The following is a 20,295-nucleotide window of genomic DNA, read 5'->3' on the forward strand; positions in this document are numbered from 1 at the left end:
AATGTCCACAATGGAAGCTGCTATTTGGATTGCCGCAGGAATGATCGCCGTAGGAATTGCGGTCTACCGTAATATTATTTTCAGCCGGGCATATCATCAGGCGGTAGAAATTATTGACAGGTCCAAAGAAAAATGCGCATGTCTATTGGCGCAGATGAAAGACCCTGAAAATCCTTCCCAAGAAAAGATCAGGCTGTTCCAGGAATTAATTTCAGAAGAAACCAGAATGAGTGAGATTTTTTCGGAAAAGAAACGTTGGCCGTCCCAAGGAAAACGGATCAAGGAATTTATGTTCCAGTTATCTGTTTATAAAAAGAACGCGCAGCAGGCGTTGGGATTGGAAATGGAGAACTAGATGAAGTATCCCGTTGTAATATTTGATTTGGATGGAACATTGGCAGATACCTCCTTTGGAATTATCCATTCTTTGAAAGCGATGGAGAAAGAGTTGGGGCTCGCCGGGCTGCCCCAGGAAACCCTGCGTAAATTTGTGGGCCCAGTCTTCAGCGAGGCATTAAAGGAGTATTATCATGTGACGGAAGAACAGGTTCCGAGGATGATTGAGGTTTTTCGAAAAAATTATGCGCAGCAGGGTTACAAGCAGACGAAGCCTTATCCGGGGATTCACCGGCTGCTCAAAGAAATAAAAAAACTTGGCGGAAAGATTGGGGTAGCCACTGTAAAAAACGCCAGAATGACCGAGCTCACCTTACAGGAATTGGGGCTCTGGGATGAATTTGACTATATTGCCTCCAATCATGGGGAGCATATTGATAAAAAGACATTGATTTTGCAAGTGCTGCAGGCGCTTGCGTGTGATGATAAATCCCAGGCCGTGCTGGTGGGGGATACCCATTATGACGGCTTTGGGGCAAAAGAGGCAGGGATTGCTTTTATCGCCCAAATGTATGGGTTTGGATTTTCCCAGGGAGCAAGCCCTTTTGAGGGATTTGATTGTGTTTTTCAGGCGCATACGCCGGAAGAATTGGCTTCATTTTTAATCGGAGGGGGAAGTTTATGACCAGTTTACAGGGGAATCCAGTATCCAATGGGATTGGAGTAGGGCCGGTAATAATTTATGAACCATTTTCCTGGGAAACCTCGCAGGGAGAAATTTCCCCCGACGAGACGGAAGATATGGTCCTGCGTTATCAACAGGCGAAACAAAAAGCGAAAAAAGAGCTGGAGCGGATGATAGAAGCGTTTTCAACAACAGATCCTGAAAAAGGAAAAATTTTTACCGCTCACCTGGATGTGCTTTTTGACGAGGTAATGGAAGAAGAAATTCTCGGCCTGATCCAGGATGATCTGACACCGCCTGATCGGGCGGTGGATGAAATATACGGCGCCTATATCCATCTGCTGGAAAAAACCAAGGACCCTTTGATCAGAGAACGGGCGGCAGATTTAAGAGATGTGCGAAGCCGTCTTTTAAGATGTTGGGCGGGGAAAGAAGAAAAAAATCTTTCTTCCCTTCCCAAACCTGTAGTCGTGGTAGCAAAGGATTTATTTCCTTCGGATACGGCTACGCTGGATCGGGAGAAGGTATTAGCAATTGTAACAGAAGTAGGAGGGGCAACTTCTCATTCGGCGATTATCGCCCGAAGCTTTGAAATTCCAGCGCTTTTAGGAGTAGCGGGAATAACCGAGCGGCTGCAGGAAGATCAGACGGTAATTGTAGATGCGGTAGAGGGCAGGCTGTACTGCGACCCAACCCCGCAGGAAATAGAACAGTATTCCCGCCGCCGAGAGGAATACCTGCTTCATATGTCCCAGGTAAAAAAATATCTCAATGTGGAACCGGTAACGCCGGATGGTCGGCGCATAGAAGTGGAATTGAATATTGCCTGCGCTACTCCCCAAGAGCTGGCGGGAGCGGCTTACACCGATGGAGTGGGTTTATTCCGAACTGAGTTTTTATATATGGGAAGGGATCGGCTTCCCACGGAAGAAGAGCAGTTTCAAGTATATCGTAAAGTATTAGAGGCATTTCAAGGACGGCCAGTTACCCTGCGCACGCTGGATATCGGCGGGGATAAAAAGCTGGATTGTCTGGCGCTTCCCAAAGAAGAAAATCCATTTTTAGGCAACCGGGCACTGCGGCTGTGCCTTTCCCACCCTCAAATGTTTAAGACCCAGCTGCGGGCGGCGCTGCGGGCTTCGGTGTATGGTAATTTATGGATGATGTTTCCTATGGTAAGCAGTATGGAGGATATTCACCAGGCGAAAGCAGCCGTACAGGAAGCAAAAAATGAATTGGAAATGGAAGGCATCCCCTATAGCGAAGACATGAAACTGGGGGTTATGATAGAAATTCCGGCCATTGCCCTGATGGCGGATCAGATTGCCAAAGAAGTGGATTTCGCCAGCATTGGTTCCAACGATTTGTGCCAGTATCTTACCGCTACCGACCGAATGAACCCGGCTGTAGCAGAATATTATCGAAGTTTTCATCCCGCCATGTTCCGACTGATTGGATATGCGGCCCAGCCGTTTCTTTCAGAAGGGAAGGAGATTGGCGTATGCGGAGAAATGGGCGGCGATCCATTGAGCGCCGCAGTACTTATTGGACTTGGAATCACCCGGTTGAGCATGGGAGCGTCCTCGGTGCCGCATATTAAAAAACTGATCACGGGACTGTCCTATGAACGGGCAAAGGAAATTGCGCAGAAGGTGCAGCATACGGCGCTGGCGCAAGATGTCCGGAGGCTATTACAAGAAGAATTACAACAGCTATTATAATCACGAATCTTAGGAACAGGAGAAAGCATATGTATACAAAAACAGCTACTGTGAAAAATGAAACCGGGCTTCATGCCCGACCGGCCTCGGAATTTATCGCCTGTGCGAAGCAGTTTAAATCCAAACTATTGATAAAACTTCTTTCCAGCGGGGAGGAAGTAAACGCCAAATCCATCGTTATGCTCCTTTCATTGGGAGCAGGACAGGGAGAGCTTGTCCAGATCAGCGCCGACGGTGAGGACGAGACTCAGGCGGTGGATACCCTGGTGGATCTGATCCATTCTGGGTTTGGCGAATTATAAGCCCATACTCTCTCTAAAAGATATTACCCCACTCAAAGAAACATCTCCCCCAAGAAAGCCGAAAGGCCCTTTGCAAAAGCAAAGGGCCTTTCGGCTTTGTTAGTTATTATTTTTCTGAGGGCTTAGATGCGAACACAAAGGCCATAGCGTAAAAGGCCAAACAAAAGAGTAAAAATACTTCATAGCCATTAAACGCCAGATCATTATTTTTCTGCGTAAGATAACCCGCTACGTATCCGGCGCAGGTGGTAAAAGCTAGAAGAGAAAAAATAAGGCCAAAGGCAAATAACTGGCGGTAGGTTTTCGCAGTGGATAAATTTGCCGCTACTCTAGCATGAACGAACAGGAAAACCACCAGCGCAATTAAGGAGAGAGAGCAAAGCAACTGGTCGGAAACGCTTTGAATTGCGGTATATTCCATAAAAGAAGCCAGCAGGTGGTACAACTGCCAAACCAGCGGCAGCAGCATGGCAATTCCATTTACCGGGACAAGGGAACCGTCCTCTTGGCAGCGCATTCCCAGCAGGAGGAAAACTACGCCGGAGGCGATTCCGCACAGGCTAAATAGCAGCAAGGCAATATTAAACGGCGCGCCAAAATTAAAAGTTTCCCGAAAAACACTAATCATATCCGTCACAGATACAAGCTCCATGGCGATGCCGGTAAAAATAGCCGCGGCCCGCAAAGACGGGGAAAGGCCGACCGACGGGATTCGCTTTTCCGGCTTTATATAGGCACATATAAAGATACCGGCACAGGATGCCAACATAAGGATATTAAAAACGGCGACCACAAAATCGTATCCTTCATAAAACCCGCTGACCGGGTCCACAGAAAATATTTTCAACACCGCCCGGATAATGATACAGGCGATTGCCGAAAAAAGAAAGATAATTCTCGATAATTTATAGTTCATTAGAACCTCCAAGCCGGATGACGGCAAAATAACATACATAATATTATACCGCTTGACTTCGATAGAAGTCAAGCGGTACGCGTTTGCTTATCAGATTAATGTCTCTCCGAGAGAGGAATATACTCTTGTTCCTGAGCGATGGGCTTATAAGCGGGACGGATAATCTTTCCGCCGCTGCTGATCTCCTCCATCCGGTGAGCGCACCAGCCGGCAGTACGGGCGGTTGCGAACAAAGGAGTATGAAGCTCTTCCGGAATTCCCAACATCCGGTAAACCAGCCCGGAATACAAGTCTACGTTGGCGCACACCGATCGGTCGTTGCCCCATTTTTCTCTCAGAAGATCCGGCGCTAACCGTTCTACGGAATGCAGCAGTTTAAATTCCTTTTCATACTCAGTGCCGGTGGCCAATTTAATAGCATTGGCTTTTAGGATAGTGGCACGGGGATCGCTTTTTGTATATACGGCATGGCCCATCCCATAAATCAAACCGGAATGGTCACCCGCTTGCTTATTAATGATTTTTACTAAGAAATCTTTTACTTCGTTGTCATCGTCCCAGTTAGAAACCCCTTCCTTAATAGCGGTCATCATTTCACTTACTTTATGGCTGGCGCCGCCATGGCGAGGCCCCTTTAAGGAACCGATGCCTGCGGAAATAGCAGAATAGGTATCCGTACCGGAAGAGGTAAGAACACGGGTAGTAAAAGTGGAGTTGTTTCCGCCGCCATGCTCCACATGGAGTACCAGGCACAAATCCAGCAGATGGGCCTCTTCTTCCGTGAACTGCTTATCCGAACGAAGCAAACGCAGAATATTCTGGGCGGTAGAAAAATCCGGCCGGGGATTGTGCAGGTACATGCTGCGTCCATCGAACACTCTTTTTTTCACTTGATAAGCGGCAACCATAATAGATGGCATGCGGGCAATCAGTTGGATCGACTGCCGCATTACATTTTCAATGGAGGTATCCTCCGGATTGTTGTCATAAGTATATAATGCCAGCACACACCGGGAAAGAACATTCATAATATTCGTGCTGGGAGCTTTCATAATCATATCTTCTGTGAAGTTATCAGGCAGATCGCGGTATCTGGACAGCATAGCGGAAAAATGGTCCAGCTGTTTTTGGTTAGGCAGAAAACCCATCAGCAGCAGCCAGGCGGTTTCCTCAAAGCTATAGCGATTGTCTGTGGCACATCCATTGATAATATCGTGGATATTAATCCCCCGGTAAATCAACTCGCCGTCGATTGGCATTTTTTCGCCTTCATTGATCATATAGCCATGTACATTACAAATCTGGCTAAGTCCGGCCAGAACACCGGTGCCGTCAGCATTACGAAGGCCGCGTTTTACATTGAACCGGTCATAATAGGACTGGTCAAAACGGTTATATTTCTGATACTGTTCGAATAATAATTTAATATCCTTTTTAAACTCTTCATTGAGAGCTACCGTTGTTTCCAAGTTCAATTTCAGCATCTCCTTCTCTCCTAAAATGGGCGATCGACACAACACTCTTTCAATATGATACTTTTTATTGTACTGTACGTTGTAAAGAATGTCAATAGATTCCAATGTTAAATCAATGTAAAAATGAAAGTTTGAAAGGATAATCTTTCATAAATAGGATGGTATAAAAATGAGATACCGAGTGGCCACAGGGCTTTTATTTGCTATATTAATGTTCTCTATTCCATTGTTGGCATTATTTGGGACAAACTCGGATGTCCAGTTACTCCCTATACCTAATGTTCCGGTGCAAGAAATAGAAAATCAGACTGCAGACACGCCTCTACAAAAACCTCCACAGGCGCCTGCGGAAGATTTGCAGGTCTATCCAGAAAAAAATGCAGGGTTTGACATTTATGATCAGACCTCCGAAAAGGTATTCCATGTGGATAATATCACCTTTGTGCGGGGTGCTGTGGCTGCGGAGATGCCGCCTACTTTTCATAAGGAGGCGCTGAAGGCTCAAGCGGTCGCGGCCCATACATATGCTCTGGTACAAAAGGCGAACCATGAACAGGAACCGGACAAGACGATAAAAGAAGCGGACTTTTCTGCTGATCCAGAGAATTGGAAGGTATATACTACCGAAGAAATTTTTAAGGAAAGATATGGGGAATTGGGGGACGCCTATTGGAAAATGATCTGCGAGGCGGCGGACGAAGCGGCCGGTTACATCCTTACCTATGAGGATGAACCGATTGTGGCCGCGTATCATTCCATGAGCAGCGGTACTACCGAGGACGCCTCCAATGTGTGGACGGGAAGCGCCCCCTATCTGGTACCAGTGGAAAGTTACGGGGATACTCTGGCCCCGGATTATGAAAGTGCCGCGGTGTTTTCAGTGCAGCAGGTACAGCAGGTACTGACAGACGCATATCCAAAAATTCAGCTTCCCCAGGATCCAGCCCAATGGTTTGAGATCGTTCAGCGCTCAGAAGGAGGATATGTTACTAAAATGTATGCCGGCGATGTAGAGCTGGCAGGAAAAGATTTACGAACTCTATTGCAGCTGCGTTCGGCAGATTTTACCATCTCCTGTGACGGCAGCCAATTTACCTTCAATGTCAAGGGCTATGGACATGGGGTAGGGCTTTCCCAGTATGGAGCGGATTACATGGCACGTCAGGGGAGCAGCTTTGACGAGATATTACTCCATTATTATACCGGTGCGGCTCTGACGGCGCTGGTCAACTAAAAAAATCCCCCTCAGAAGCCTCTGAGAGGGATTTTATGTAGATTAAATTTGAATTAATAGTTTTCGTAAGACTGGGGTTTTACATCAACATCTTTTACCATGTGTTCGAACCAGATATAGAACACAGTTTTGCCCGGTTCCGCTACCAGAGAATGGTCCAGACCAGCCTCTACATAACTTAAGTCAAACTCTTTCTGCGGAACGGATTCTTTATCTACGGTATAGATAAAGTCAGATCCAGGCAGAGCATAGCTCCACTGAGCAACTTCCGGATGACCTTTTTCTTTGGTGCCTTCGCCTTCCGCGCGGACAACGCCCATCAGTACACGGGCCAGGTTGCCGGAATGGATTACCGTCCAGCTCTTAGTATGCGGGCCTTTGCAGCTCTGATCATACGGCTCTAACTGAGAGAAGGCTTTGAAGCTGGGCAGTACCATATGAGTATCTTCATACGCCAGTTTGTCGTTGTCGTTCATATCTACTACCATCAGTTGGATGACTAATTCTTCCGACGCATGAATAAAGAAAGGCTCGTTGTCAAAATCAGGAATATAAAAGCTCAGTTCAGTGATGTTGTAAGCCTTGCCGGTTTCACCAACATAGCCTTTGCCTGAAACAAAGCTGAACACCTGAATTTTGTCAGCGAACAGCTGAGGATGAACAGTGCAGCCAGCTTTCAGGATGCACTGATAGCTTTTTACCCAAGGATATACGCCTTTGAGAACCTCAGTCTGGGCATATCCGTCTTTGTTAAAGTCCATAGGGATGTCTTTTCTGCTGATAATATCGATTGCCATAACACTAACCTCTTTCTTAATTATTTCATTGGCCAGACATCTTCTGGCAGTTCGTTGGGATAACCGTCCTCGCAAAGTTCAAACCAGATATAATCCAGCTGTTCGCCTGCAAAGGATTCACTGCTGTGGGGAACGCCATGTCCGGTGTAAGAAACGTCTCCCTCTTCCATCACGACGGTGTCGCCTTCAGAAGTGTAAGTAAAGCGGGAGCCAGGCAGAACAAAATACCACTGTTCCAGGTCTGGGTGGGTATGGGTTCCGTTGCAGCTGGGGCCTTTGCCGAAGGTAGCGCCTACGCTGAAACGACCGAGGCTTCTGTGTTCTACCAAAGAACAGGACTGGGTGCCAGGAGCCTTAAAGTCTTCGTCATAGGTCCAGCCTTCGCTCATGAGGCGGAAACGAGGCAGGGTGATCGCGCCGGCTTTAATAGCAAGCTGATCGTATTTACCCATAGTAGCGATAATCTGAACAAACTCTAAGTCTTTGCCCGCATAGATAACAAAGTCATCTGTATCAAATTTAGGAACAAACACAGCGGCTTCGGTGATGTTATAAGCGCGCTGGCTGGTGGTTATGTAGCCGGTACCTTTCACGAAAATGAAAATCTGGCATTTGTCTTCAAACTTATACAGTTCCGGTTTCCAACTGGTTTTATCCTCCATGACACAGTAATTCAGTTTTACCTGGTCATAGGAACCAGCCAGTATTTCGGTGCGGGACAAGCCGTTTTCGAACTTGGGGGACAGATCTTTTCTTCTGCTGACAACAGTCTTTTTCATTGTAGCACTCCTCTTCTCAGAAAAATTTTTCACAATATTTCCAGCCTGAAAAACAGGCGACGGTCCACAATTGGAACTAGTTTCTCGAAATTATTGTTACTAGTTACAATTATAATAGGGCTATTGGAAAGAAAAGTCAAGGGCAATTTTTGAGTTTTGTGAATAGGTCTTAATATATAGGGGAATTGTTGTGGTATTTTGCTAATAGAGAATAAAAGACTTGTTGATACTAGTTACAAAAATATAAAAATTTTTAAGTGAAATACATGAAAATGCAGTAGATTCTTTGCATTTTTAAAACTCATGTGGTATGATAATCTGTAATATCGTAATCTATGAAATCGGCAGGAGACGAAGATGAATATCAAGGAAATCGCGAAACTGGCCGGAGTGTCTGTGGCCACGGTGTCCCGCGTCATTAATAATAACCCCAATGTAAGCAGCGCCAGCAAAGAAAAGGTGCTTAGCGTGATGGCGGAAAACAACTATACGCCCAACCTTTTCGCCCGGGGTCTGAATACGAAATCTATTAATACAGTAGGGATCCTCTGCCCGGACATCGGAGATGTAAACCACGCGAGAACAGTTTCTTCTTTGGAACATTCCCTGCGCGACAGAGGCTATGATGTTCTTTTGTGTTGTACCGGCAGACAGAGTAAATCCACCCACGAATATCTCCACCTGCTTTCCGATAAGCGGGTGGACGCAATCTTTATGGTGGGCTGTGCCGGGGAGGAAGACCCAGAACTTTCCGAATACCAAAAATCGGGCAAACGGGTGCCGCTTATTATTGTTAACGGATATCTTGATCTGCCTGGAGTATATTGTGTTCTGTGCGATGAACGCACCGCTATGTGCGATATGGTAAAAGAATTGTTTGAGCGGGGCTGCCGCAACATGGCGTTTATTGAGGACAGCGATACCTATAGCGCCTATCAAAAACGTCAGGGATTTCTGGACGGGATCAAATTATGCGGGCTTGCCCCCAATCCGAAGCTTCACATCCGGATAGACCCTTTTGTCCAGTCGGAGCTGTTTTGCACAAAATCTATTTTTTCCCAGCTGTTTGAGGCGGGGGAAAGGATAGACGCCATTTTAGCCGCGGACGACATTTTGGCCGTGGGCGCTTTGCAGGCTATGGTGCAGGCTGGACGGTCGTTTCCTATTATTGGTTTTAATAATTCGGAGCACGCCGTGTGCTGCACCCCGGCTTTGACCAGCATGGACAACCGGATCGATGTTCAGTGCAATATCGCTGTGGAGACCATGTTGGATATCCTTCAGGGAAAAGATGCCATCGATAAACTGGTGGTGTCCGCTAAATTGGAAGAACGGGAAACCTATCGCCGCGAATGAGCAGTTATCAAATGGAGTAAAAAAATAAGCGGCATAACAAAAGTGTTATGCCGCTTATTTTTTCAGTCCTTTCATCCGCTGGCTGAAATTTTTGCGAGGTTCCGTGTGCTCTTTTATTCTACGGAAATTTGCCCGGTGGCGCACCAATATAATAAATCCCATTCCCGCCGCTCCCCATACAGCTGAAACAGGATATCCAAACAGAGCGGTAACGATGGGAAAGGCGGCGGCTAGTACAGCGGAGCCTGCCGCCAGATAACCGCAGAGAACGACGATCGTCCCGGCCGCCGCCGCGCTGATGAGGCCAACGGCCGGGGAGAACAGCAGGGAGGCAGCGATGGTTACAGCGATCCCTTTTCCTCCATGAAATTTATTCCAGAAAGGCCAGCAGTGTCCGATACAGGCGCCCAGCCCCGCATACAGTGCCGCCTGCCGCCCAAGGGCGGGGAAAAGAACATACTGGCACAGCGCGCAGGCAAAGACCGTTTTCATTAGATCTCCCAAAAGCACCGCCGCACCCCAGCGGGCGCCGAAAGTGTCCGCGATATAAGCAGTGCCGGGATTGCCGGTGCTTTCCGAGGGCAATTTCCTGCCGGTTTTCAGCCAGACAAAAAGCTGAGCGGTAAGCAGACAGCCGAAAAAATAGCCCACGATGACACAGGCGAGCCGTTCTGCCATTTATTCTTTCCCCCCGGGCTCGTCCTTTTTTTCGGGGAAAATGGACAAGGCAGGCTCTTCATTTTTAATTTCCCAGTGAATCAGTACGGTTAAGGCGGCCCGCAAAGCGATAATTCCCGCTACAGTAAATATTTCTGTAATATCCCGTACCACAACGGTACGCAAAATCTCGCTTCCCAGCTTAAATTCCAGCCCCATGGCAAGACCTTTGGCAAGGTTTAAGCGGGTTAAGGGGTTGCGCCGGAGATAATCGTAAATCCCCCGTACCCCGGAGGCGATTACCACTAGCACTCCCATAAATTCGAACAATAAAATAGCGATGTCTACAATATAGTTCAGCAGTTCATGCAAAATATCCATTTGCAGCCCTCCTTACAATATCCCAATAAACGGCTGGATATAGCAATGGCAGGAAACCTGATGCTTCCTGCCATTATAGTGCTAATTGCTCCCGATGGTTATCTTTCTACGATAATAGTATCCGTGTTGCCTTTGCTGGCGCCTTTATCCATAATTTCAGTTACCAGGATTTTGAAAGCGTCAGAAGAATTGGTAGCTCCGGTTACGGTGTCCACTTTTTTAATCTCTTGTTTTTCCAGAAGCTGATTTTCTAACTCAGGGAAGAATTTTCCAGGATAAGTTCCGGATACGGGCTCCATATTTTCCTGATAGGATTCGTCCTCGCTTTTAAGCAGGCCTTCCTCATTGATGGAGTCAAAATTCACTTCAGTAATTTTGCCGTCCTTGATGGTCAGTTCTACAAAGTCTTTCCAGCCATGATCATCAAAACTGCTGAATTCCGCTTTGTAAGAGCCATCCTTCATGGAACTGGAACAACCAGCAAACAAGCTCAGGCACAACACAAGTGCTAAAAGAGCCACAAGAACTTTTTTCATTTACAAGATCCTCCTAATAGTGTTGAAAATGTGTGTTAATTATTTGACTATATTGTATTACGAAAATAGGAAATAGTCAATATAAAAGGTATGCCCAAATTATCTATGGGCAAAATTTCAGTAGAATATACATAAAGAAAACAATAGACACCATTATCCTGCTGATAATTATGTTATAATAACTCAGGAAATACTGGTATGTACTTATCTGTTTTCGGGCGGGATTGCAAATTTGATCGGAAGATGGGGGCTTATATATAATGAAGCTGAATGGGCGGCGGAAAACAGCGGCGATGATCAGTGCTGCTGGGATTATTATTTTGCTCATAGTCGCAGGGGTTTGCGCTTTTTTGCCAAAGGTAGAAACCGCAGACAGAATAGATTTTTTAATGGATACCTTTATCGAGCAGACGGTAGTGGGAAAACGTCCTCAGAAAACGATGGAAAAAGTTTATCAGGCATTGTTGGCTTTTGACAAAGAGTTGTCCCTCTATGATGAGAAAAGCGAAATAAATGAGATTAATTCCCACGCGGGGAAAGACTATGTAAAGGTGTCGAAGCGCACCTATGATCTGCTGAAGCGCTCCGCCCAGCTTTCGCAGCAATCTGACGATGCGTTTGATTTTACGATAGCGCCGGTGACTATGCTGTGGCACGACGCAAAAAAGCAGGGCGTTCCGCCCACGCAGCAGGCCATTGAGGAAAAGCTTGCCCTGGTGGACTGGAGCAAGGTGCTTTTTCGGGATGAGGACAATTCGGTGATGCTGGCGGAAAAAGGAATGGGGATTGACGTCGGCGGGATCGCCAAGGGATATGCCTGCGATATTGTCAAAGAGATTTACGAGCAGGAGAAGGTGGTTACCGGGACGATTTCCTTGGGTGGAAACGTGTATACCTATAAAACGCCCCAAGGACAGGAGGGATACCGCGTTGGGGTGAGAGATCCCTTAGGCGGGGAAAACGATCCGCTGATGGCGATTACGCTTACTGATTGTGTGTTGGCTACCTCCGGAGCGTACGAGCGCTTTTTTGAGTATGAAGGGGTATCCTATCATCATATTATTGATAAAAAAACTGGACGCCCGGTAGATTCCGACCTTCTGTCTGCTACGGCTATTTGTACTGACGGAGCGATGGCGGACTTTTTATCCACTACCTTTTATATCCTGGGCCGGGATGCGGCGCTGGATGCGATCCGGCAGCAAGAACTAAAAGAGACGCCGGAGTTTTATCTGGTGATTGTGGATCGGGAACAGAATATCTATATTTCTCCTTCTTTGATGGATAAAGTGGAATTTTTCGACGAAAAATCCGAGGAATATACTTTAGTTCCTGTAGTATAATGGAGAAAACACCTTATGCTCACATGTTAAAAATTAAACAGGAGAAAACCCGTCAAAACCCGTAGAAATCTGGATTTTAATATGGTATACTATAGGTCGGCCTTTTTATAAAAAGGGGAGAGAAGTATTTTTTACAGACGAGCATGGAAAAGCCTGCCTTCGGGCACGCTGTAATAAAGGGATTAAATAAAAGTGGCAAACAAGCAAATAAAATAGGGTTGGAGGTTGTGAGAAGTGAGTCTAATGAGGGCAAAGACATTAAAAGGCATCCGGATTGCCCATCACAAGAATACCGAAGACATGGAAACCGTAACAATGCCGGTACCTGGCAAAGTATACATTCCTATGTCGCAGCACCTGGGAGCTCCATGCAAATGTGTGGTGAAGCCAGGAGAACAGGTATTGGTGGGACAAGTTATCGGGGAAAGTCAGGGGTTTTTGTCGGCACCCATCCACTCCAGTGTTTCCGGCACGGTCAAGTCGATTGAAACTATGACCATGATGAGCGGAGAAAGCTGTGAGATGGCAGTGATCGAAACGGACGGAGCCCAGAGCGTTTCCCCCCAGGTGGTGCCTCCGGTAGTAACTTCAAAGGAGAGCTTTATTGAAGCGGTCAAAGCGTCTGGTCTGGTAGGCCTTGGAGGGGCCGGTTTTCCTACCTGGATTAAACTGAATATCAAGCCGGAACAGAAAGCGGATTACCTGATTATCAATGCAGCAGAATGCGAGCCGTATATCACGTCCGATTATCGGGAAATGCTGGAAAACGCCGACGATATTATAGCGGGCATGAAAGCGGTAAAAGAGTATATAGGCGTAGGTAAAGTGATTTTAAGCGTCGAGAATAATAAGCCTAAAGCCATTGAAATGTACCGGGAACTGGCGGCCAAGGGGGATTTTGAAGTCCATGTACTTCAAAGCAAATACCCCAAAGGCGCGGAAAAAGTGATTATCTACGATACGGTAGGACGCGTGGTTCCGGAAGGAAAGCTTCCCATCGACGTAGGCGTGATTGTTATGAACGTGGCTTCTGTAGGGTTTGTAGGGGGTTATCTGCGCACAGGGATGCCTTTGGTAAGCAAACGTCTCACCGTGGATGGAGCGGGAATTAATGAGAAGAAAAATGTTTTCGTTACTCTGGGGACTCCGATTTCCGAAGTGGCTCAGTTTTGCGGCGGAATGAAAGATACTGTGCGCAAAGTGCTTATGGGCGGACCAATGATGGGCGTTTCGGTGTTTGATGTGGACACACCGGTAGTAAAAAACAACAATGCAATCCTCTTCTTTGACGAAAAACAGGCTAAACAGCAAAAAACGACCGCCTGTATCCGTTGCGGAAAATGCGGAGCGGCATGTCCGGTCCATTTGATGCCGGCGGCGATCGAAAAAGCCTACGACGCAAAAAACAAAACACGCTTGACGGAGCTGAAAGTAAACCTGTGTATGGAATGCGGCTGCTGCTCTTATGCATGTCCAGCCCATAGAAAATTGGTGCAGGTAAACCGGATGGCCAAAAAGCTGTTGAGAGAAAAATAAGTAAGAGGTGTTTGACTTGAATGATAAATTGATCGTATCGCCGTCGCCTCATATCCATGGGGGAAGGACGACGCGCAGCATTATGCTGGATGTGGTGATCGCTTTGCTTCCTGCGCTGGTAGCGGCGACCGTCATCTTTGGGCCGCGAGCGTTTCTTCTGTCTGCGGTCTGTGTAATTGCCTGTGTGTTTTTTGAGTGGGCAATGTGCAAAATCTGTAAGGACGAGAATACTATCGGCGATTTAAGCGCTGTGGTGACCGGCCTTCTGCTGGCTTATAACTTGCCGGCGACTCTGCCGATTTGGATGGCGGTGGTGGGCTGCTTCTTTGCGATTGTAATTGTAAAGGAACTGTTCGGCGGTATTGGCCAGAACTTTGCCAATCCAGCGCTGGTAGGGCGCATCGTGCTGTTTGTTTCTTTTTCCTCCGCGATGACTACCTGGGTAAAACCTTTTTCGTGGAAATATGCCACTTCGGATATCATGACCACTGCTACTCCCCTGGGCCTTATGCGCAGCGGGCGCTGGACAGAATACAGTGACCTGTTTTTGGGCACTGTGGGCGGATGTTTGGGCGAGACTTGTGCTTTCGCGCTGATTTTAGGCTTTGTTTATCTGGTGGTACGCAAGGTGATCAGCCCGACTATTCCGTTGGTTTATGTGGCTACTGTAGCGGTAGGAGCTTGGCTGGGCGGCCAGGACGTCATGTTCCATGTGCTCAGCGGCGGCTTGCTTTTAGGCGCAATTTTTATGGCCACCGATTATACTACTTCTCCCACTACCCGTTGGGGAAAAGTGATCTTTGCGTTGGGCTGTGGAATTATTACCATTGTGATCCGACTGTTCGGTTCTTATGCGGAAGGAGTCTCTTTCTCCATTCTTTTGATGAATATTGTGACCCCGTATATTGAAAAAGCTACCTTCCCGAAGGTGTTGGGAGGTGAAGTACAGTCATGAGTAAGACAAAAGAAATTGTGATGCCAGTTGTGGTATTAGGACTAGTATGTTTGATTGTTACTTCTTTATTGGCGGTAACCAACTATTTTACCGCCCCTATTATTGCTCAGGCGGCCGTAGAAAAAGCCAACGAATCCCGCCGGGTAGTGCTGCCTGAAGGGGATAGTTTTACTCAGGTTGTCTATGAAGGCATGGCTATGAGCGAACTGGGGATTTCCGAGATTTATCAGGCGGATAACGGCGCAGGGTATGCTGTTACCGCAGTAACCTCTGGTTATGGCGGGGATATTTCCGTGATGTTTGGCATTGACAATGAAGGCGCGATCGTAGGCGTTGAAGTGCTGGAGCATGGAGAAACCCAGGGACTGGGCGACCGGATTGCCACAGTGGATTTTAAAGGCCAGTTCATCGGAAAAAGCGGTTCGCTAAACCTGGTAAAGGGGAGCGCGTCGGGAGAGAATGATATTGTTGCGCTGACCGGGGCGACAATCTCTTCCACCGCTATGACAAACGCGGCGAACTGTGCTCTCGAAGCGGTCAATTTAGTAAAGGGGGCGCAGTAAGATGAGTAAGAACGGCACACAGAAAATGTCTAATTTATCCATTTTACTCAACGGTATTATTAAAGAAAATCCGGTAATGGTTTTGCTGCTGGGAACCTGCCCGTCTTTGGCGGTCACTACCATGGCAAGCAACGCTATCGGCATGGGGCTGGCAACGACCTTTGTGCTTATTGGTTCCAATGTAGTAATCTCCCTGATTAAAAACGTTATCCCTAAGACAGTGCGTATTCCGTGTTATATTGTGGTAATCGCGGGATTCGTTACGATTATCAAACAGCTGATGATGGCGTATGTTCAGCCGCTGTACGTAGCTTTGGGTGTGTTTTTGGACCTTATTGTGGTAAACTGTATTTTGTTGGGACGCGCGGAAGTGTTCGCCAGTAAAAATACCGTAGGAGCGTCCTTCTTTGACGGTCTTGGTATGGGACTTGGCTTCACCCTTTCCCTGCTTGCTATCAGCAGCGTACGCGAACTGCTGGGAGCGGGCACTTGGATGGGAATTACCGTTACAGCCAATCTGTTTGACCCTATCGGTTTCTTTACCACTCCTGCGGGCGGATTCTTTGTCTTTGGTATTTTGATTGCCCTCGTAGGTATTTTGCTGAGAAAACAGGGCAAAACCCCGAGAAAATCCTTTGGCTGCGGTTCCTGCCCGGCGGCGGGTACCTGCCAGAACAGACAGGAGGGCTGCTGACTATGGAACTTGCAAAAAATTTATGTATTGTATTGTTCAGCGCTATCTTGGTAGATAACTTTGTACTTTCTAAATTTATGGGGATCTGCCCTTTTTTGGGGGTCTCCAAAAAGCTTAGCTCTGCTTTCGGCATGAGCTGCGCGGTAACGTTTGTAATGGTCATGGCCACTGCGGTTACCTGGCCGGTATATACTTACCTGCTGGCGCCTAACGGGCTTGGCTATCTGGATACGATCACCTTTATCCTGGTAATTGCGGCGTTTGTACAGTTGGTGGAGTTTGCACTGAAAAGATATATTCCAGTGCTGTACAATACTTTAGGGGTTTATCTGCCGCTGATTACTACCAACTGTGCGATTTTGGGCGTTACTTTGCTTAACATCAAAGACGGCCATGATTATATCGCATCCTTGGTTAACGCATTGGGCGGCGGACTTGGCTTTTTACTGGCTATGGTTCTGTTTGCCGGGGTGCGTACCCGTATTGAAGGCTGTAAAATCCGCAAGGCGTTTGAAGGCCTTCCCATCACTTTGATTTCCGCGTCGATTGTGGCGTTGTCCTTTTTGGGATTTGGCGGCGTAATCGATGGAATCTTCAAATAAGAAAGGCGGGGAAGAAGAATGTTTAATGATATTATACTCCCTGTCCTTATACTGACAGGTATCGGCCTGGCCGCCGGCATTATGCTGGCGCTGGCGTCGAAATTTATGAGCGTTCCGGTAAATGAGAAACTGGAGCAGGTCCGTGGCTGCCTGCCCGGAGTAAACTGCGGCGTATGCGGCTATGCGGGCTGTGACCAGTATGCAAAAGCGATTGTTGAGGACGGAGCGAAAACCAACCGCTGTGTTCCTGGCGGCGACGAAACCTCCCGCAAAATCAGCGAGGTGTTGGGCGTAGCTTATCAGGACGTAGAGGAAAAAGTGGCGTTTGTGGCCTGCAAAGGATATTGCGATGTCACCAGCGATAAAATGGATTATCAGGGGATACAAACCTGCCGTGCCGCCAGCCAGCTCTTCGGCGGGGAAACCAGCTGTGGTTATGGCTGTCTTGGTTATGGGGACTGTGCCCAGGCTTGCCCCAGTCATGCGATTGATGTAGTCAATGGCGTGGCGGTGGTGCGTCCGGAAAAGTGTATCGGCTGCTCCATCTGCGTAAAGGTTTGCCCTAAGAGTTTGATTTCGGTATATCCTTTGACAAAACCAATCCATGTTTCTTGCCGCAATAAGGACAAGGGTGCAAAAACCCGCAAGGTTTGTACCAATGGCTGTATTGCGTGCAGAAAATGTGTTTCCGTATGTCCTACGGAAGCAGTTAAAGTAGAGGACAACCTGGCTTATATTGATCCGGAAAAATGTATTTCCTGTGGGAAATGTATGGAAGTGTGCCCGGTACATGTTATCGACCATTTCCATCCCACCTGTGAAAGCAGATAAGTACAGAGGCTGAAAAACCCCCGGAAGAAATTTTTCTTCCGGGGGTTTTATCTTAAGGGAAAAGATCACAGAAAATAGGGAAAACGCTATAATAGATAGTGATTAAGATTGTTAGAGGAATGAACAAAAATAAAGCAGGAGAGATTTGGGCGTGAGGATTATTATTGGCAATATTATATCGCTTGTCGCTGCATTGTTTCTGGCCGCCAGTTGTCTTGTTAAAAACAAGCGGGGAATTTTTCTTTGCCAGTTTATGGAATGCGTCCTGCTGGCTATCTCTTCGGTACTTTTTGGATCTCTGGCGGGAACGACTACCTTATTGCTTAGTGCGGTGCGCAATTTAATAGTAGCAAGGGAGCGCTATACCAAGCAAATGATGTACATATTCCTAGTACTTACCATAGTTGCCGGTATCCTGGCTAACAGCCGGGGGTTATTGGGGCTAATGCCGGTAATCGCTACGGTGGAATATACCATCTGCTGTTACTACATCACCGGGATAAAAGCGATAAGATGCAGTATCTTTGTGAACATGGCTATCTGGATTGTTTACTCATTTTTAATTTTAGACTTCTCCACAGCTATCAGCGATTCCATTATCCTGATAGTAGATCTGGCGGCTATTGTAAAGATGCACCACAGTGAAAAGGCTCTGCTCAGTGAAGAATAAAACGAAAAGGCGGACTGTATTTGTATCCGCCTTTTTTATTTTGCATTCATGGGTTCCCCTCTTTCGGCCAAAGCTGGGCGAAGAGAGTTTTTTCCCTGGGTGTCAGCGTTTACCAGCAGAGAGCTAGTAAGTAAAAGGATGGCGATAAGCCCAATTGTCAGTTTGCGCAGTGTCATACTTACCACCTCTTACAAAATTAGGTTCTTGAGATTAGTTTTACCAGGAATATGAGGAAAAACCAAAAAGCGCCGTAAATTTACGGCGCTTTTTGCGTTGCTAGTCATTCTTTTGAGCCTGTTTTTTGAGTTGGTTGAAAAAAACACTGGCGCCGGCAGCCAGAATACCTTGGGTAATAGAAATAAAAATTCCCATTGCCAGATCCTGGGGCAGCCGCATCGGAGTGGTTGCGAATACCCATAATGCCGCGAGGGTAATGCTCACTGCTCCTAAAATAGAAGGGATCAGGCTATCTTTGATCTTAGAGGCTTTTACTGCCAGTCCGGTGATGTAGAGGACAGGAATCAGCACAAGCAGTTCCGGTTTGATATAATCCTGTATATTCAAAATAATCCCCCTTTAACACACATCTGTCAAATATATATGAGCAGAAGTTTTTTTTAAATACTCTGCAGTACGATTTGCCCACGGAAAGCGTCATGAGAATACATAAGGGCGTCCCCGTTGGGAAGGCGGTGGATCTGATAGTCGATAGTGCCGTATTTGCCTTGTTTCTCCCTTACAACTTCAGCAACAATCCACTGATATCCTAAATTATGTGCTGCGGCGGGTAGATGCAGCTGGAAACGAAGTCCATTTTGGGAAAAATCAGAGGGAGAAAAGGTCTTTACATAGAAACTGGAACTGTCGCTTCCGCCGATACGCACAACGCTGCTGTTGAGCTGGGCGGAAAGCTGTCCGCACGAGTGCAAAACCCCACTAAGCTTCTCCATAGCTCACCTCGCCGCAAACGGTAAATGTACTCGGGGGAACAATAGTGTTTACATCCCCGTTTTCCAGTGTCAGCTGGATATCGTATACATAATTTCCAAAGGGAAGGCTCTGAGTATCCTCAGGCTCAATAATCACCTGGCCGCCGGTGATTGTCTTGTGGATGAGGTACTCTGTATCGGTCACCGATTTTTTTACGCTGAATACCATAACGTCCCCAGATGCGGGGGAATAGGGACTTCCGTCCTGGTTTTGCACAGAAACGGTAAATCTGCCGGTATCCCCACGGGTAAGTTCCATGGCGCTGCCCGCAATAATTTGAAACATAGACTTCCTCCTTTTATGGAATATGGGGTGCTCTTACTTCAAAAGTAAACTACAAATTGTAGATTGTCAATTGACTTTTCGACTAATTGTAGATATTATTAAATTGCTACATTTTGTAGATTGTGATAAAGGGATTATGCCAAAGGGGGAAGTTACATGATTTCAGAACGTCTGCGCGCGCTTCGCAGAGAAAAGGGTAAGAGCCAGGCTCAGGTTGCCCAGGAGTTGGGACTTGGGTATAAACGGTACAATCATTATGAAACCGGCCGCAGAGAGCCGGACCCGGAACTGCTCAAAAAAATGGCAAATTATTTCGAGGTAAGCACCGATTATCTTTTGGGAAATGAGGCGGTGCTCGCCTTTGCAAAAGCGGATTTAAAAGACCTTCTTTCAGTGGAAGGACTTTTATTTGATGGGGTTCCAATGACGCCTCAGGAGAGAAAAAGCGTTTTAGACGCAGTTGAGACCGGGCTTTCGCTCGCCAGACGCAAAGGGAGCTAAGGTTTCGTTAAGAAAGGGTGGGGAAAGGTTGACAAACCTATAAAGAATATGATAGCATGACCGTGTAACGTGGGGGAGTAGTCGGCTCGTTGCGAGCAGTTAAATCAACATTACCCGGTGGGATGTCCGCCCTGGTTTAGCTTTAAATGA

26 protein-coding genes are annotated in these 20,295 nt (G+C 47.0%); 15 read left to right on the forward strand and 11 right to left on the reverse strand.

Annotated elements, in window-relative coordinates:
- Position 1 precedes the first annotated feature (1 nt).
- Genes H8705_RS08000 through H8705_RS08015 form a run of 4 tightly spaced genes read left to right on the forward strand, consistent with a single transcriptional unit; the run spans position 2 to position 3,044 of the window.
- Positions 2-355, forward strand: coding sequence for a hypothetical protein (locus tag H8705_RS08000; protein WP_262395317.1), 354 nt, complete (start codon positions 2-4; stop codon positions 353-355).
- The gene (locus H8705_RS08005) at positions 356-1,021 is read left to right on the forward strand and encodes an HAD family hydrolase (RefSeq protein ID WP_262395318.1); all 666 of its coding nucleotides are present in this window, start codon (positions 356-358) and stop codon (positions 1,019-1,021) included.
- Positions 1,018-2,742, forward strand: a complete 1,725-nt coding sequence (gene ptsP / locus H8705_RS08010) for a phosphoenolpyruvate--protein phosphotransferase (protein ID WP_262395319.1) — start codon at positions 1,018-1,020, stop codon at positions 2,740-2,742. The genes H8705_RS08005 and ptsP overlap by 4 nt, the downstream gene beginning before the upstream one ends.
- 29 nt (positions 2,743-2,771) lie before the next feature.
- Positions 2,772-3,044 carry an HPr family phosphocarrier protein gene (locus H8705_RS08015; protein ID WP_262395320.1) on the forward strand — a complete coding sequence of 91 codons (273 nt, stop codon included), beginning with the start codon at positions 2,772-2,774 and terminating at the stop codon, positions 3,042-3,044.
- A gap of 106 nt (positions 3,045-3,150) precedes the next feature.
- On the opposite strand, the gene H8705_RS08020 is transcribed toward H8705_RS08015, so the two are convergent.
- Both H8705_RS08020 and H8705_RS08025 read right to left on the reverse strand, forming a co-directional pair.
- The gene (locus H8705_RS08020) at positions 3,151-3,960 is read right to left on the reverse strand and encodes a hypothetical protein (RefSeq protein WP_262395321.1); all 810 of its coding nucleotides are present in this window, start codon (positions 3,958-3,960) and stop codon (positions 3,151-3,153) included.
- Positions 3,961-4,055: 95 nt separating this feature from the next.
- A complete protein-coding gene (locus H8705_RS08025; protein WP_262395322.1) occupies positions 4,056-5,444 on the reverse strand; it encodes a citrate/2-methylcitrate synthase in 1,389 nt (462 codons plus the stop codon).
- A 160-nt stretch (positions 5,445-5,604) separates the two neighbouring features.
- On the opposite strand from H8705_RS08025, the gene spoIID reads away from it, so the two are divergent.
- On the forward strand, positions 5,605-6,669 hold the full coding sequence (spoIID, locus tag H8705_RS08030; protein WP_262395323.1) for a stage II sporulation protein D: 1,065 nt from the start codon (positions 5,605-5,607) through the stop codon (positions 6,667-6,669).
- 53 nt (positions 6,670-6,722) lie between these two features.
- On the opposite strand, the gene H8705_RS08035 is transcribed toward spoIID, so the two are convergent.
- Complete coding sequence (locus H8705_RS08035; protein ID WP_262395324.1) at positions 6,723-7,466, reverse strand: hypothetical protein; 744 nt, start codon at positions 7,464-7,466, stop codon at positions 6,723-6,725.
- Between the two features lie 20 nt (positions 7,467-7,486).
- Entirely contained in the window at positions 7,487-8,245 is a 759-nt protein-coding gene (locus tag H8705_RS08040; RefSeq protein ID WP_262395325.1) for a cupin domain-containing protein, read from the reverse strand.
- A gap of 357 nt (positions 8,246-8,602) precedes the next feature.
- Here H8705_RS08040 and H8705_RS08045 point away from each other — a divergent pair, with 357 nt between their 5' ends.
- On the forward strand, positions 8,603-9,601 hold the full coding sequence (locus tag H8705_RS08045) for a LacI family DNA-binding transcriptional regulator (protein WP_262395326.1): 999 nt from the start codon (positions 8,603-8,605) through the stop codon (positions 9,599-9,601).
- 54 nt (positions 9,602-9,655) lie between these two features.
- Here H8705_RS08045 and H8705_RS08050 read toward each other — a convergent pair whose 3' ends face one another.
- The 3 genes from H8705_RS08050 to H8705_RS08060 form a co-directional block, all read right to left on the reverse strand.
- Entirely contained in the window at positions 9,656-10,279 is a 624-nt protein-coding gene (locus tag H8705_RS08050; protein ID WP_262395327.1) for a glycerol-3-phosphate acyltransferase, read from the reverse strand.
- Entirely contained in the window at positions 10,280-10,639 is a 360-nt protein-coding gene (locus tag H8705_RS08055; protein WP_262395328.1) for a DUF1622 domain-containing protein, read from the reverse strand.
- 98 nt (positions 10,640-10,737) lie between these two features.
- A complete protein-coding gene (locus tag H8705_RS08060) occupies positions 10,738-11,175 on the reverse strand; it encodes an FMN-binding protein (RefSeq protein ID WP_262395329.1) in 438 nt (145 codons plus the stop codon).
- A gap of 260 nt (positions 11,176-11,435) precedes the next feature.
- Between H8705_RS08060 and H8705_RS08065 the strand changes: the two genes are divergently transcribed.
- From H8705_RS08065 to H8705_RS08100, 8 genes are all read left to right on the forward strand, one after another.
- A complete protein-coding gene (locus H8705_RS08065; RefSeq protein ID WP_262395330.1) occupies positions 11,436-12,518 on the forward strand; it encodes an FAD:protein FMN transferase in 1,083 nt (360 codons plus the stop codon).
- Positions 12,519-12,761: 243 nt separating this feature from the next.
- Entirely contained in the window at positions 12,762-14,054 is a 1,293-nt protein-coding gene (gene rsxC / locus H8705_RS08070) for an electron transport complex subunit RsxC (protein ID WP_262395406.1), read from the forward strand.
- 16 nt (positions 14,055-14,070) lie between these two features.
- On the forward strand, positions 14,071-15,009 hold the full coding sequence (locus H8705_RS08075; RefSeq protein WP_262395331.1) for an RnfABCDGE type electron transport complex subunit D: 939 nt from the start codon (positions 14,071-14,073) through the stop codon (positions 15,007-15,009).
- A complete protein-coding gene (locus H8705_RS08080) occupies positions 15,006-15,572 on the forward strand; it encodes an RnfABCDGE type electron transport complex subunit G (RefSeq protein ID WP_262395332.1) in 567 nt (188 codons plus the stop codon). The genes H8705_RS08075 and H8705_RS08080 overlap by 4 nt, the downstream gene beginning before the upstream one ends.
- 25 nt (positions 15,573-15,597) lie before the next feature.
- Positions 15,598-16,266, forward strand: coding sequence for an electron transport complex subunit RsxE (rsxE, locus tag H8705_RS08085; protein WP_392392081.1), 669 nt, complete (start codon positions 15,598-15,600; stop codon positions 16,264-16,266).
- A gap of 2 nt (positions 16,267-16,268) precedes the next feature.
- Entirely contained in the window at positions 16,269-16,868 is a 600-nt protein-coding gene (locus H8705_RS08090) for an electron transport complex protein RnfA (RefSeq protein ID WP_262395334.1), read from the forward strand.
- A gap of 18 nt (positions 16,869-16,886) precedes the next feature.
- Positions 16,887-17,699 (forward strand): RnfABCDGE type electron transport complex subunit B, encoded by an 813-nt coding sequence (locus H8705_RS08095; RefSeq protein WP_262395335.1) that lies wholly within the window; start codon positions 16,887-16,889, stop codon positions 17,697-17,699.
- A gap of 151 nt (positions 17,700-17,850) precedes the next feature.
- Complete coding sequence (locus H8705_RS08100) at positions 17,851-18,369, forward strand: YgjV family protein (protein ID WP_262395336.1); 519 nt, start codon at positions 17,851-17,853, stop codon at positions 18,367-18,369.
- 35 nt (positions 18,370-18,404) lie between these two features.
- Here the strand turns inward: H8705_RS08100 and H8705_RS08105 are convergent, their stop codons facing one another.
- The 4 genes from H8705_RS08105 to H8705_RS08120 form a co-directional block, all read right to left on the reverse strand.
- On the reverse strand, positions 18,405-18,545 hold the full coding sequence (locus H8705_RS08105; RefSeq protein ID WP_262395337.1) for a hypothetical protein: 141 nt from the start codon (positions 18,543-18,545) through the stop codon (positions 18,405-18,407).
- Between the two features lie 100 nt (positions 18,546-18,645).
- Positions 18,646-18,933, reverse strand: a complete 288-nt coding sequence (locus tag H8705_RS08110) for a phage holin family protein (protein ID WP_262395338.1) — start codon at positions 18,931-18,933, stop codon at positions 18,646-18,648.
- A gap of 53 nt (positions 18,934-18,986) precedes the next feature.
- Positions 18,987-19,319, reverse strand: coding sequence for a hypothetical protein (locus tag H8705_RS08115; protein WP_262395339.1), 333 nt, complete (start codon positions 19,317-19,319; stop codon positions 18,987-18,989).
- The gene (locus H8705_RS08120) at positions 19,306-19,644 is read right to left on the reverse strand and encodes a hypothetical protein (protein WP_262395340.1); all 339 of its coding nucleotides are present in this window, start codon (positions 19,642-19,644) and stop codon (positions 19,306-19,308) included. The genes H8705_RS08115 and H8705_RS08120 overlap by 14 nt, the downstream gene beginning before the upstream one ends.
- 156 nt (positions 19,645-19,800) lie before the next feature.
- On the opposite strand from H8705_RS08120, the gene H8705_RS08125 reads away from it, so the two are divergent.
- Positions 19,801-20,145 carry a helix-turn-helix domain-containing protein gene (locus H8705_RS08125; protein WP_262395341.1) on the forward strand — a complete coding sequence of 115 codons (345 nt, stop codon included), beginning with the start codon at positions 19,801-19,803 and terminating at the stop codon, positions 20,143-20,145.
- Positions 20,146-20,295: the final 150 nt, after the last annotated feature.

Origin of the sequence: Youxingia wuxianensis, assembly GCF_014385085.1 — a bacterium.
GTDB lineage: Bacteria > Bacillota > Clostridia > Oscillospirales > Ruminococcaceae > Youxingia > Youxingia wuxianensis.